This window comes from Flavobacterium sp. DSP2-3-1 (assembly GCF_049896865.1).
Lineage (GTDB): Bacteria > Bacteroidota > Bacteroidia > Flavobacteriales > Flavobacteriaceae > Flavobacterium.
The window spans coordinates 163,432-176,273 of sequence record NZ_JAFCVD010000001.1 but is presented as its reverse complement, the minus strand read 5'-3'; the positions used below and the strand labels follow the sequence as shown (position 1 = coordinate 176,273).

Annotated in this window: 14 protein-coding genes; 12 read left to right on the top strand and 2 right to left on the bottom strand. The window is 31.2% G+C overall.

Features of this window, described 5'->3' with window-relative positions:
- Positions 1-9: 9 nt before the first annotated feature.
- The 7 genes from ACP7AT_RS00855 (at position 10) to ACP7AT_RS00825 (ending at position 7,085) form a co-directional block, all read left to right on the top strand.
- Positions 10-1,689 carry a DUF6909 family protein gene (locus ACP7AT_RS00855; protein WP_426062480.1) on the top strand — a complete coding sequence of 560 codons (1,680 nt, stop codon included), beginning with the start codon at positions 10-12 and terminating at the stop codon, positions 1,687-1,689.
- 9 nt (positions 1,690-1,698) lie between these two features.
- A complete protein-coding gene (locus ACP7AT_RS00850; RefSeq protein WP_426062479.1) occupies positions 1,699-2,691 on the top strand; it encodes a hypothetical protein in 993 nt (330 codons plus the stop codon).
- A gap of 162 nt (positions 2,692-2,853) precedes the next feature.
- Positions 2,854-3,132, top strand: coding sequence for a dTDP-4-dehydrorhamnose 3,5-epimerase family protein (locus ACP7AT_RS00845; protein WP_426062478.1), 279 nt, complete (start codon positions 2,854-2,856; stop codon positions 3,130-3,132).
- Positions 3,126-3,968 carry a dTDP-4-dehydrorhamnose reductase gene (rfbD, locus tag ACP7AT_RS00840; protein ID WP_426062477.1) on the top strand — a complete coding sequence of 281 codons (843 nt, stop codon included), beginning with the start codon at positions 3,126-3,128 and terminating at the stop codon, positions 3,966-3,968. Before ACP7AT_RS00845 ends, rfbD begins: the two co-directional genes overlap by 7 nt.
- A 30-nt stretch (positions 3,969-3,998) precedes the next feature.
- Positions 3,999-5,243, top strand: a complete 1,245-nt coding sequence (locus ACP7AT_RS00835) for an oligosaccharide flippase family protein (RefSeq protein ID WP_426062476.1) — start codon at positions 3,999-4,001, stop codon at positions 5,241-5,243.
- A 123-nt stretch (positions 5,244-5,366) separates the two neighbouring features.
- Positions 5,367-5,777 (top strand): hypothetical protein, encoded by a 411-nt coding sequence (locus tag ACP7AT_RS00830; RefSeq protein ID WP_426062475.1) that lies wholly within the window; start codon positions 5,367-5,369, stop codon positions 5,775-5,777.
- A 21-nt stretch (positions 5,778-5,798) separates the two neighbouring features.
- Positions 5,799-7,085, top strand: a complete 1,287-nt coding sequence (locus ACP7AT_RS00825) for a hypothetical protein (RefSeq protein ID WP_426062474.1) — start codon at positions 5,799-5,801, stop codon at positions 7,083-7,085.
- A gap of 46 nt (positions 7,086-7,131) precedes the next feature.
- Here ACP7AT_RS00825 and ACP7AT_RS00820 read toward each other — a convergent pair whose 3' ends face one another.
- Both ACP7AT_RS00820 and ACP7AT_RS00815 read right to left on the bottom strand, forming a co-directional pair.
- Complete coding sequence (locus ACP7AT_RS00820; protein WP_426062473.1) at positions 7,132-7,275, bottom strand: hypothetical protein; 144 nt, start codon at positions 7,273-7,275, stop codon at positions 7,132-7,134.
- A gap of 309 nt (positions 7,276-7,584) precedes the next feature.
- The gene (locus ACP7AT_RS00815; protein WP_426062750.1) at positions 7,585-7,743 is read right to left on the bottom strand and encodes a hypothetical protein; all 159 of its coding nucleotides are present in this window, start codon (positions 7,741-7,743) and stop codon (positions 7,585-7,587) included.
- Between ACP7AT_RS00815 and ACP7AT_RS00810 the strand changes: the two genes are divergently transcribed.
- From ACP7AT_RS00810 to ACP7AT_RS00790, 5 genes are all read left to right on the top strand, one after another.
- A complete protein-coding gene (locus tag ACP7AT_RS00810) occupies positions 7,697-8,308 on the top strand; it encodes an O-antigen ligase family protein (protein ID WP_426062472.1) in 612 nt (203 codons plus the stop codon). The two genes, ACP7AT_RS00815 and ACP7AT_RS00810, sit on opposite strands and share 47 nt — an antisense overlap.
- Complete coding sequence (locus ACP7AT_RS00805; RefSeq protein WP_426062471.1) at positions 8,298-9,389, top strand: glycosyltransferase family 4 protein; 1,092 nt, start codon at positions 8,298-8,300, stop codon at positions 9,387-9,389. Before ACP7AT_RS00810 ends, ACP7AT_RS00805 begins: the two co-directional genes overlap by 11 nt.
- Before the next feature lie 9 nt (positions 9,390-9,398).
- Complete coding sequence (locus ACP7AT_RS00800) at positions 9,399-10,613, top strand: WcaI family glycosyltransferase (protein ID WP_426062470.1); 1,215 nt, start codon at positions 9,399-9,401, stop codon at positions 10,611-10,613.
- Positions 10,614-10,624: 11 nt separating this feature from the next.
- The gene (locus tag ACP7AT_RS00795; protein WP_426062469.1) at positions 10,625-11,371 is read left to right on the top strand and encodes an FkbM family methyltransferase; all 747 of its coding nucleotides are present in this window, start codon (positions 10,625-10,627) and stop codon (positions 11,369-11,371) included.
- 210 nt (positions 11,372-11,581) lie between these two features.
- The gene (locus ACP7AT_RS00790; RefSeq protein ID WP_426062468.1) at positions 11,582-12,565 is read left to right on the top strand and encodes a UDP-glucuronic acid decarboxylase family protein; all 984 of its coding nucleotides are present in this window, start codon (positions 11,582-11,584) and stop codon (positions 12,563-12,565) included.
- Positions 12,566-12,842 lie beyond the last annotated feature (277 nt).

The window sequence follows — 12,842 nt, the reverse complement described above, 5'->3', positions numbered from 1 at the left end:
AAGCAGAAAATGAAAGAAACAAAAAATATATCACGCTCCAGAGCACAAGAATCATCGGCAGCTATTGAAAAAATGTACATCACGATGCGTCATCTTTTCAATAGGGGATTTTACAAACCGATGGGAATTTCAGGTGATACGTTGCGCGAAGCATTATTAGCATTACGACCAGAAATTTATGGAAATATTGCCGAAGAAAAAGTAGAATTGAACGGACTTTTATATGTCATTGAACGTCTTCCGGTAGGAATAGAAGAATGCAGATTTATCAATTTAACTTCGGATGAAGGGTATTCTAAATCGCATTTTCAAGCGATTGTACCGCCAAAAAGACGTCGTAATTGTTACCGAATAGACGAGGAACAAATGAACGTTGAGATCACGCGCGGACGCTCGGATATTTATGATATTCTGACGCATTTGACTTTTATTTTTATCGAATCACACAAAATTAGAAACAGGGTTTTATTAGATGATGCCGGTGAGGTTTCCAGAGACTGGTTCAAATTAGAACAAGCGGTTTCCCAAAAGAAGAAACTGACTCTTGTTGAAAAAGAAAAAGCTATTTCACATGCCGCTAATATTCTTGGAAGAACATTTGAGGAAGTACTGGATATTTATGACTCTTTTGGTTCAGCTGCTGCGCCAGATCGCTTTTTACATGTCATATTTTGGTTGGGGAAACTCGCCATTGAAGAAATTGTAGATGATAATAAAAGAACGATTACTTTCAGTCCTATTTTAAGAGAGCGATTGGGACATCACATTCACGGGGAAATTTGGGCCACTAACATCAAGGAGGTTTTGAAAGAAAACCAACTTTTAGACCGTCCGATTCACGTAATTAGTGCGAACATGCACAGTGTGATGAACTCTATTTTTGCAACGAAAGTTTTAAAAACCAAGTTTAAGGACAAATCTGATTTCTTTATTTATGAGGAATTGAGTAAGTCCGGCGCGAATGCTGTTCGGAACCAAGTGGAAGAAGTAGCCTTGAAATTTGGAATGATTTCGTTGCCGGACACATCGGGAACCAATATAGATGTTCAGATTTTTGATACCGCCAAAATTGACTGGGCAAAAACATCTTTTCCTAAGGCAAATACAGGAGATAAAAAACCAGTGTTGATTGTTATGGATTATGCATTTGGAGAACAGGCTTATGAAACCATTGACGAGTTATTGAAACCATTCAAAAAAGACACCTTATTGAATGTGGAATCAGTTTCTATCATGGGGAAAGCTGGAATTCTGGAAGGTGGAAAAGGGGATATTATGATTCCTAATGCGCACATCAATGAAGGAACGGCGGATAATTATTTTTTCAAAAATGAATTGACTGCTGACATGTTTGAAGGAAATGATATTGCTGTTTTTGCAGGTCCAATGGTTACTGTTTTAGGAACTTCTTTGCAGAACAGGGATTTATTGAAGTTTTTCCATGAATCGACTTGGGGAATTATCGGACTTGAAATGGAAGGTTCATATTACCAAAAAGCGATACAATCTGCTTCAAAAATTAGAAAAAGTGTCCCTCATAATGTTAAAGTTAGGTATGCTTATTACGCCTCTGATAATCCACTGGAAACAGGAAGCACATTAGCTTCAGGCGGATTGGGAACTACGGGTGTAAAACCAACTTATTTGATTACGATTAAGATATTGGAACAAATTTTCAACGTAAAATAAAAAATATAAATGAGTGCAAACGTGCCCAATAATCAAGACGATCAGGAAATTGATTTGATGAAAATTTCTAAAAAAATTGGCAATATATTTCAGGATTTCAATACATTCTTGTTCAGATGCATTCGGTTTTTTGTAAAAAATGCAGTAGTGATTTTGATTTTATTCGTACTTGGTTTTGGAGTGGGAATGTTTTTAGATTCAACTAAGAAGACTTACAATCATGAAATTATTGTAACTCCAAATTTTGGAAGCACGGATTATTTGTATTCAAAAATTGATTTGTTAACAGCTAAAATTAACGAAAGAGACACCGTTTTTTTAAAATCAATAGGTATTCAGGAACCAACTAAAATAACAAAAATTACAATTGAACCAATCGTTGATGTTTATGGTTTCATCAACAACAGCGAACAGAATTTTGAGTTACTAAAATTGATGTCAGAAGATGGGGATTTAAAATCGATTGTAAAAGAAACGACTACGAGTAAGAATTATGCTTTTCATACCATAACTTTATTAACAAAGGGTATAACCGAAAGTAAAAAAGGAATACAACCCCTGTTAAACTATCTCAATACCAGCGATTATTACAATAGAGTTCAGAAAGTTTCAGTGGAAAACATTCAACAAAAAATAAAAACAAATGAAGGAATTGTTTCTCAAATAGATGGAATTTTGAATGAGTTTTCGAATTCCGCTTCTGGAAACCATCAAAAGAGTGATAAATTGGTATATTATAATGAAAACACACAATTAAATGACGTTATCAAAACTAAAGAATCGTTAATTAAAGAGATAGGAAATCTAAAAGTGGCTCTATTATCTTCAGATAAAATCATCAAAGACAATACCACAACTATGAATAAAGAAAATACAAGCTCAATCAATGGTAAATTGAAAGTAATTTTGCCACTTGTATTTATTCTTATTTTTATTTTATTACGTTTTTTTATTGCTTTTTACAAAAAACAATCATTAAAAGTACAACAAATAAATGCTTAACTTTTAGAGAAAAATTTAATTCTTTAATCAGGATTTTCAATTTTTTACTATTTACAAGAATGCTACAAAATGCATTTTATTGTAATAAAAATTGAAAGGATTTGCGTCATGATTACTAGAAAGTTTTCGAAATGCATGTTTTATTATTATTTAAATTAAATCATGAATCTCAGTCCGACTCAAATCAATAGCTGTTACAGTTTAGAAACGGAAATTATTAAAGATAAAAGAGGCTATTTTATGGAAAGTTTCAAAGCGAATACGTTAAAAAAAGGAGTGCATCAGGATGTTCATTTTGTGCAGAACAATCAAGCTTCTTCAACAATAGGAATGCTTCGCGGATTGCATTGTCAAAAGGAAATTCATGCACAGGCGAACGAATTAAATTGCGATACACATTTTGTATTACCGACTTTAGAAAACGAAAAAAAAATATGGTAGTTCTTGTAACAGGTGCGAATGGACAATTGGGGCAATCATTGCAATTTATCGCTGCGGGTTATCCTCAAATAGACTTTGTTTTTTGTGATTCTAAAACCTTAGATATTACTCAAAAGGAATCGATTGAGCTAGTTTTCACAAAATTAAAACCTGATTTTTGTATAAATACGGCTGCTTACACAGCAGTTGATAAAGCAGAAAGTGAGCCTGAAAAAGCATTCGAAATTAATGTCGTTGGGGCACAAAATTTGGCAGAAGTTTGTCGTGATTATAAAACAAAATTAATTCATGTTTCTACTGATTTTGTTTTTGATGGTACCAAAAACATACCTTACACAGAGGATGATACTACCAGTCCTAAAAGTATATACGGCCAAACTAAATTAGATGGTGAAAAAGTTATTCAGAAAACGATAAAAGAATGTTTTATCATAAGAACTTCTTGGGTTTTCTCTTCATTTGGGAATAATTTTATGAAAACCATGTTGCGGTTGGGAGCTGAAAGAGACAGTTTATCCGTTGTTGATGACCAGATAGGAACACCAACAAATGCCGTTGATTTAGCGCAAGCTTTGGTACAAATTATTTTACAAACTTCTGAAAACCCAGAAATCAATAGGTACGGAATTTACAATTTCAGTAATGAAGGACATTGCAGCTGGTATGATTTTGCTCGAAAAATACTCGAAATAAATAATATAAACATCCATGTAAAACCAATTCCGTCTTCAAGTTACCCAACTCCAGCTGAAAGGCCTAAATATAGTGTTTTAGATAAAAGTAAAATTAAAAGCGCTTTTGATATAAAAATTAGAACATGGGACGAAACAATTTAGTCTAGGTAAATACAACTAATTTGCAAGTAAATGTTTAGAAAAATATACCTGTCATTAAATAATGAAATCGCCAAGAACTTTTTTTATTTTAGTGTAATAAAGTTTGCTAACATACTGTCAAAGTATATTTTATTAGGCTATTTGATAAGGACTTTGGGCGAGGAAGGATACGGAGTTCTTACTTGGATTGATTCATTTGTTCAATATTTTTTGATATTGGTTAATTTTGGATTTGATATGTATGCTGCTAAATACATTGTTGAAAACAAACAAAATAAAACTAAAATTGATGAAATTATTTCTGCAATTATAACTGTAAAAACAGGATTATTTGTCTTCGGTTTTGTTCTTTTGGGATTGTTTTCTTTTAACAATGAAATAGCCAAACATATCGATTTGATATTTTTTATGTTGTTTATGGGAATTGGAGAAATATTGTTTCCAATTTGGTATTTTCAAGGAATCGAAAAAATGAAACCCATTGCTATTGTAAGTGTGGTTTCCAGAACATTATTGGTTTTTCTTACGATACTATTTGTAAAAAATTCAAGTCACATCGCAATATATATTTTTATTTTGGTTCTTTCTAACATTGTTTGGGGAGGTTTAGGGTTTTATTTTCTAAAAAAGAAATCTAATTTTAAATTTATACTTGTCCCCCTAGAAACCATTAAGCACTACCTAAAAGAAGGATATTTGTTTTTTTTAGGACGATTTTCTACACTTTTTTTAAATTTTGGAACCATTTTTCTAATTGGTTATTTCTGTTCAAAAAACTTAGTTTCTGGTTTTGACATTGCTTCTAAAATAATTTTTGCTTTCATATTTCCATTTGAAGTCATTCAACAAGCAGTTTTTCCTTTAATTGTAAGGACTAAAAACAAATTATTTGTGCAACGATTGGTGCTTTTTACCATTTGTAGTGCTTTCTTTTTTTCTGGGGGTATTCATTATTTTTCCAAAGAAATGATGACTTTTTTTGGAGGCAATCAAATGACAAAATATGCTTACTTACTAGAATCATTGGTGGTATTGATTCCGGTGATAAGTTGTTCTATAATTATAGGAAGCTGTTCGTTAGTTGCTTTTGGCGCGTTAAAACAATATAATTATGCGCTTGTTTTTTCGTGTTTGATTTATTTTTTCACAGTGTTGCTGTTGTATGTAATGAATCAGATGAGTTTTATTAATTTGTTGCTGCTTCGCATTAGTGTTGATGTAATCATGGTTATGCTTATTTTTTATTTTGCTGTAAAAAAGAAAACATTGTTGTAATTTGATAAAACAGCAGTGACCACAAAACTATTGTAAATCGATATGATTATAGTCTAATTTGACAATGAAAATTAAAAATTGCAACTATATTTGTATAAAAGTTAAATTAAAAAAGACTAAAAAATGAAGAATTATTTTTATTTGATATTTGTATTTGTGCTATTTCTATCTTGTAAGGAAGAGGAAAAGAAAACAGACTCTTTTAGTTTAAAAGAAATTGTAAACAAACAAAATTATCAAATGGAACTTTATCAAACCGATGCCAATGAATATTCATTAGTGGTATTGAATAGATTGACGGGGAAGGTTTTTGTAGGCAAAAATGCCTCTGGATGGTATGAAGCTACCAATGCGGATAGCATTCCGGTTTACAAAACACCAACGTATTCCATTAAGGTATTTAAGGGCCCGGAGTCCAGTCCTCAAATTTCATTGATGGACGAGAAAGAGGGAGAAATTTACATGTATATTGTGGGACACACGGCAAATTTTTACAATGCAAATGCTGGTATAAAAGCGCTTGAAAGAGGTTAATACATTCCCAAAATGATATTAATGGCTGTAATTTTATTTTTTTTATTCTCACTGGTAGGAATTCTTTATTGGAAGCGAAAAATATTTTTGCTGTCACCAGTAGATGTATTTGTATTGTTCTTTGCAGGAGTTTTAATTTCGACTGTTTTATATCACAATTTTTATCCAAGATACGAGAAATTCAATTTTTTTCAGTTTGATTTTATTGGGAAAAATAAATTCAATAGAACCTTTTTTGTTTATCTCAAAATGCTTTTGCTGTTTTTGTTAGGCGTTTTTATCTATTCGCTTTTTAATAAATCGTATTTCGTTTTAGCCAAACAGCGAATCAAAATTATTGATACGCGAAATCTTAAACTCGACACCAATCAAATTTCTACGGTTATAGTAATCATAGCTTTGTTATGTGTGCTTTTGGTTTACATTGATTACGGTTCTTTACTATTTTACAGAGCAGAATATATTCCTAAGGATAATTCTATTTTTAAAATTATTTATCAAAATTTATTTATTGTTTTGTGCCTTTTGTCAGGTGCTGTTTACAGAACTAACAGGTCACTTGCGCTGACAGCTTTTTGTATTGCCATTATTGTAGGGATAGGAGTGGGGAGCAGATCAGCCACTATTTATTTATTAGCATTTGGGTTGAGTTATTCCGTTTTTTTAAATCGTTCCAGAGCCAGAACTTTCTATATTTTCTTTATTCCTTTTGTAATTTTATTCTTTGGATACAACATTTCGCTGCGTTTAGAAGCGAATGGACATGGTTTAATTCCGTATTTAAAAGTAACACTTGACAAACCTGAAATTTTATTTACTTACACTGTAATGAATATTTATTATACGTTTATTTTTGGGTTTTACGCTACTTCCGAAACCATTCATTTGTATAAAAATGCTTCCATTGGTAATTTAATTACCACACTGAATCCATTACCGGGAAGATTGACAAATTGGTATAGTATTGCTTCTAAATTAAGAATAAACGAAATAGCTCCTTTTACGGCCATTGGTGAATTAGCCAAATACCCTGTTTTTAGTGTTTTTTATTATTCCTTATTAGGATATTATTTTGCAGCGATAGATTATTTTATAAAAAATCAATTAGTGCGCAAAAAATATTTGTGGGCTGTACTTCAATTCTTGTTGTTAGTTTTATATGTTATTCATAGTTTTGAGTATAATCTACGATCTTCACATCGTTTTATTTATTATTCTATTGCGCTTTATCTGCTTTATTTTATACTAAAAGGATTAAAAACTAAATTGCCGCGTAAATCAAGCAATAGTAATCTCTTAACAGAATGAGGGTAAAAACAAAAATTAACGATTTCTCAGTTGAAAAAGCAGTTCCTTATGTTGCTTTCTTTTGCGGTTTATTCGTACTGTTGCCATTTAAAGTAAAGCCTATTACGGTAATGGTTTTTTTTCTTCTGGGTCTTTTTTCTATTTTTAAATACAGAATCAGCGCTAAAATTGAAATGAAAACAGTTTTCATATTTAGTATTTTCTTTATTGTTTATGCGCTTAGCTTATTTTTTTCTGAAAATATTCAAAAAGGTTTTACAATTTTAGTCCGTTGTATTCCAATATTAATTATACCTCTTGGATATTCTTTTTTAACTCTTGAAACAAGAGTAAAGTTTAATCAAGTGTTCCGGAAGACCTTTATTATTGCCGCAAGTATCTATTCAATTTTAATATTCATTTACTTATTTCAATTGGGATATTTTAGCCAAAAACATGATTTATATTATTGTTATTCCTACATAACATATGAATTTTGGGGCATGAATGAGCATCCTATTTATATATCAATCTTTTTTTCGGTAGCATTATTTTTTATTTTGATAGAAGGTTTCAAAAATAAAATTTTTAATTTCATATTGTTTTTAGTCTTAATTTCTGGACTTCTAATATTGGCAAGAAAAGGTGTTGTTGTTTCTTTTTGTATTCTTTCCGGCATTTTTTTGTTTCTAAAACGTGATAAAAAACAAATCGCTAAATTGGTATTCGTCTTTATAAGTTTGATGATATTATCACTATCTATTACCGAAATTAGAAACCGTTTTTTGGAAATATTCGATATTAATAGTATTGTAAATAATAAAGAAACATCGTCTGGTATTCGGTACATTCTGTGGAATACAGGCGCGAAAGTAATTCAAAAATCAGATTATTTAGGATATGGAATTGGAGATGCCCAAGCAGTTTTAAGCACACAATTGGCGGCAGATGGTTACGCGGTTTTATCTGAGGAAAATTATAATGCGCACAACCAGTTTCTTCAAATAGGATTAGCTATTGGAATTGTAGGAATTTGTTTGTATTTATTTTCGTTGCTCTACTTTATTCGAGTATTTATCAAAAGAAAGAATGCTGAAGGAGTTGTCTTTTTACTGTTTTTTATTTTTGTTTTTCTGTTCGAAAGTGTTTTGGAACGACAAAATGGAATAATTATCTATTCCTTTACAAGTTGCATGTTTATATACGCTTCTGAATTTGACAAAAAGCTTAAAAATGAGATATAACCTCCTTATCATTGGTCCTTTTCCAGGTCCGCCAAAAGGAATTAGCTTGTCCAATCAAGTTGTTGCAAATGGCTTAATAAAGAGAAATTGGAATATAAAAAAAATAAATACGGAACATTCTGATAAGGTAAACGGTGCAATTGGTCAGTTCTCATTTGATAAATTATCATTCCTAAAAACCTATTTTCAAGGTTATAAAATTTTTACGGTTGATGTAGTTTATATCACGATAGGAATTACTTTTTTTGGAGTCTTAAAATATGCACCCTTTATCTTGTTGTCTAAAATTCTAAACAAGAAAACAATAGTTCATCTGCACAGTAACCATCTTAAAAAAGAATATCAATCTCTAAAAGGAATAAAAAAGAAGGTCTTTTTTAACCTTATGGCATCGTTTGACGCTGGAATTGTGCTTTCTAATTCTTTAAGAGACAATCTAACACCTTTTATATCTTCTGATGCTGTTCGAGAACTGTATAATTTCGTAGAAGACAAACTAATAATTTCGGAAGAAATTTTACTTAAAAAGAAAGATTTTACAGAAATCCGACTTTTCTTTTTAAGTAATTTTTTAGAAGAAAAAGGGATAAACCTATTGCTTCAAGTTATAAAAAGATTAAATGACGAGGGATTATTTCTTAGAGTTAAAATAGCAGGCAATAAGATTTCAGGAAATAATGTAGATGGACTGCTGGCAGAATTAAATAATGTGGAGTATCTTGGGATTGTTTCTGGTTTAGTCAAACAAGATTTGTTAATTTGGGGCAATGTTTTTTGTCTTCCTACTTTTTTTAGTATGGAAGGACAACCCATTAGTATTCTGGAAGCTATGGCATTTAATAATTTAATTTTGACAACACAGCATGCGGGAATTCCAGATATATGTTCCGAGGAGAATGCTGTTTTTTGCAAAGAAAAAAGTGAAGAGGATCTTTATTTAAAAATAAAATTGATAATTTCAAGTTGGGATGAAGTACAAAAAAAAGGAACCTCAAACGGAGTTTATGCGAGAAATAAATTCACGGAAACCAAATTTATATCAACACTCGAAGGTATAATTTTAGAAACCATACGGAAATAAATTTCATAGATGAAAATCACCATAATCAGCCATAATTATTTCCCGGAGGACAGTGGGATAGGTTTGTATTCGACGGGCATGGCAGAGTTTTTGGCATTAAAACATGATGTCAATATAATAACAGGAGTTCCTTACTACCCACAATGGAAAATCTATTCAAATTATGCAGACAATGCTCTCTTTTCAAAAGAAATTATAAACAACGTAACGGTGTATAGATTCAAACAATACACTCCTGCAAAGCCAACTTTTTTTAAAAGAGTGCTTCAAATGACTCATTTTTTTTTGGGTTCAGTTTTTAATATTATAAAAATTAAGAAAGCAGATGTAATATTAGTTGTTATGCCTTTTACGCTTTCCATTATTCTTGGGTGGTTTTTAAAAACAATAAGTGGAGGAGGAATGCTTTGGGTTCACATCCAGGATTTTGAATTTGATGCAGCTTTTAAAAATGGGATTTCAGCAAAGAATCAGTTATCGTCAAATATTTTATTTAAAATTGAAAAATGGACCTTAAATAGAGCGGACTTTATTAGCACCATCAGCAGAGGAATGATGATAAAATCAGCGCAAAAAACAACAGTCAATCAAGTATACTTTCCTAATTGGATTGATTATTCTTTAATAAATCCAGAAATGGCGCAGGAAAATAAAGTTTTTAATAAAAATACGTTTAACATTCTTTATTCTGGTAATATTGGAGAAAAACAAGATTGGAATTTCTATGTTGAGTTTGTAACCGCAATGCAAGAATATCCTGAATTTCATTTTTATTTAGTGGGTGAAGGAGCAAAACGCGTGGAAGTTTTACAACAATTACAAAACAAAGTAAATTTTACCTATTATCCTCCGGTGCCTTACAAACAGTTAAATAATTTGTTGTGTAATGCGGATGTTCATGTATTGTTTCAAAAATCAGAGTTCAACGATTTGGTTATGCCTTCAAAAATCTTAGGGATGATGGCAAGTGCAAAACCATCAATAGTTTCTGGCCATAAAGATTCTGAAATAAAGGTTAACTTTGAGAATTCTGAAGGGGGTTATTATTTTGACGAGAATACTATTGAAACAATAAAAATGTGTCTAATGGAGTTAAAAAACAATCCTGATAAGGCCCGTTTAACGGGAATTTTAGCAAGAGATTTTGTAACTGAACATTTTTCGTATGAAAAAGTTTTATCAGAATTTCAATTAAAATTAGAAGATACAGTTCAAAAAAAATAAAAAAATCAGAAGTGAAATATTCAGTATTAATAAAGCGATTATTTATTATTGCAAAATCAAAATGGCTTTTAGAAGCGGTAAAGGGTAGAATTTATTCTTTTGCCTCCTTTGAAGTGGTTTCAAATTTAAAGAAGATGGTGCCCGAATTAACCACTATAATTGACGTAGGAGCTAATTCAGGTCAATTCACTAAAGTAGCAACTCATTTATATCCGCAAGCGCAAATACACACTTTTGAGCCGTTGCCGGATTTGTACTCAATAATCGAAAAAAAATTCAGCAGTAATCCAAATATAAATACCTATAAGATCGCACTGGGCAATGAGGATGGGACAATCCTATTCAATAAAAACAAATTTGGACATACCAGTTCTATTCTTGAAATAAATGAGGAAAACATTCATTTTACCAGAAAAGATAATGTGTTAGAGCAAATAAGAGTCCAAATAAAGAAGTTAGATTCCATAGCATTATTTACTGACAAAACGCATTTGTCATTACTCAAATTAGATGTTCAAGGGTATGAACTTGAGGTCTTAAAAGGAGCGGATCAAACCTTAAAGGCTATTGATTATATAATTATCGAAGCAAACTTAGAGGAGTTATATTCCAGTCAGCCTTCCTTTACTGTAATGAATAATTACCTCCAAATGAAAGGGTTTGAATTGATGGGAATGCTTGATTTTAATCTTGGTAATAAAAATAAATATATAGAGGTTGACTTATTGTATCGAAAAATTTCTCCAAAAAACGAATAATTTCAATGTTGATAATTCCTATTTCTCGCGGGTTAACATCCTGCATAAAACGAGTAATTATTGTAAAATTAATCTGAAATTAATAATCTGCCAATATCATTTTAGACTTTAAAATAAAGTTAGGTCTTAGTTCGTAATTTTTATTAAACCAAGCCTTTTTTTGAAAACAAACTATATTTTTGTACAAACGAAAATCAAATTTTTTAAATAATGAAAAGAATACTTATCACCGGAGCCGCAGGTTTTTTAGGATCACATTTATGTGACCGATTTATCAAAGAAGGTTATTTTGTTATTGGGATGGATAATCTCATTACTGGAGATTTAAAAAACATTGAGCATCTTTTTAAATTAGAACAATTCGAATTTTACCATCATGACATCACAAAGTTTGTCCATGTTCCGGGAAATTTAGATTACATACTTCATTTTGCATCACCGGCAAGTCCAATAGATTATCTAAAAATTCCAATTCAAACACTGAAAGTTGGGTCTTTGGGAACGCACAATTTGTTGGGATTGGCCAGAGTTAAAAAAGCACGAATTCTTATTGCATCCACTTCTGAAGTGTACGGAGATCCATTGGTGCATCCGCAAACCGAAGAATATTATGGAAATGTAAATACAATAGGACCAAGAGGAGTGTACGACGAAGCAAAACGTTTTCAAGAATCAATCACTATGGCATATCATACGTTTCATGGTGTAGAAACCAGAATCGTTAGAATCTTTAATACGTATGGGCCAAGAATGAGACTAAATGACGGTCGTGTTATTCCAGCGTTCATAGGTCAGGCGATTCGCGGAGAAAATTTAACCATTTTTGGTGATGGGATGCAAACGCGTTCGTTTTGTTATGTTGATGATCAGGTCGAAGGGATTTTTAGGTTATTGCATTCTGATTATGTATTTCCTGTAAACATTGGAAATCCGGACGAAATCACAATCAAGGATTTTGCAGAAGAAATCATAAAATTAACAGGCACAAATCAAAAAGTGGTATATCATCCGTTGCCCGTAAATGATCCTTTGCAGCGTCAGCCGGATATTACAAAAGCTAAAAACTTGTTGGGTTGGGAAGCTAAAATAGGTCGTGCCGAAGGAATGAAAATCACGTATGATTATTTCAAATCTTTATCTAAAGAAGAATTGTCCAAAGAGGAGCACAAGGATTTTTCAAAATATATTTTTTAATATTAAGGATTTAGGCTCAAAATGGTTTCGTTATTCGTGTGTAGTTTTATCATACTCGTTTTGATTTTATATTGTAATAAAATAAACCATTTCTACATGCCGGATTGTTTAAATGTTGTTAATTAATTTACATGTAAATCTTTAATAAAAACATAGTTATTTTTGTTTCAAAAATCATAATTTAGGCCAAAAATACGGCATTAAAAGACAACTTATTTTCGGTTTCGGAGTATAATCATAGTAATAAAAGAAAAGCAATATGACTTTTCTAATCGGA

Excerpts from the sequence above, each read along its gene's own strand:
- ACP7AT_RS00850 (WP_426062479.1), top strand. The coding sequence starts at position 1,699 with ATGAGTGCAAACGTGCCCAATAATCAAGACGATCAGGAAATTGATTTG.
- ACP7AT_RS00845 (WP_426062478.1), top strand. The coding sequence starts at position 2,854 with ATGAATCTCAGTCCGACTCAAATCAATAGCTGTTACAGTTTAGAAACG.
- ACP7AT_RS00790 (WP_426062468.1), top strand. The coding sequence starts at position 11,582 with ATGAAAAGAATACTTATCACCGGAGCCGCAGGTTTTTTAGGATCACAT.
- ACP7AT_RS00835 (WP_426062476.1), top strand. The coding sequence starts at position 3,999 with ATGTTTAGAAAAATATACCTGTCATTAAATAATGAAATCGCCAAGAAC.
- ACP7AT_RS00855 (WP_426062480.1), top strand. The coding sequence starts at position 10 with ATGAAAGAAACAAAAAATATATCACGCTCCAGAGCACAAGAATCATCG.
- ACP7AT_RS00820 (WP_426062473.1), bottom strand. The coding sequence starts at position 7,275 with ATGAAAACTGTTTTCATTTCAATTTTAGCGCTGATTCTGTATTTAAAA.
- ACP7AT_RS00815 (WP_426062750.1), bottom strand. The coding sequence starts at position 7,743 with ATGCCGGAAAGAATACAAAAAGAAACAACAACACCTTTTCTTGCCAAT.
- ACP7AT_RS00825 (WP_426062474.1), top strand. The coding sequence starts at position 5,799 with ATGGCTGTAATTTTATTTTTTTTATTCTCACTGGTAGGAATTCTTTAT.
- ACP7AT_RS00800 (WP_426062470.1), top strand. The coding sequence starts at position 9,399 with ATGAAAATCACCATAATCAGCCATAATTATTTCCCGGAGGACAGTGGG.
- ACP7AT_RS00805 (WP_426062471.1), top strand. The coding sequence starts at position 8,298 with ATGAGATATAACCTCCTTATCATTGGTCCTTTTCCAGGTCCGCCAAAA.
- rfbD (WP_426062477.1), top strand. The coding sequence starts at position 3,126 with ATGGTAGTTCTTGTAACAGGTGCGAATGGACAATTGGGGCAATCATTG.
- ACP7AT_RS00830 (WP_426062475.1), top strand. The coding sequence starts at position 5,367 with ATGAAGAATTATTTTTATTTGATATTTGTATTTGTGCTATTTCTATCT.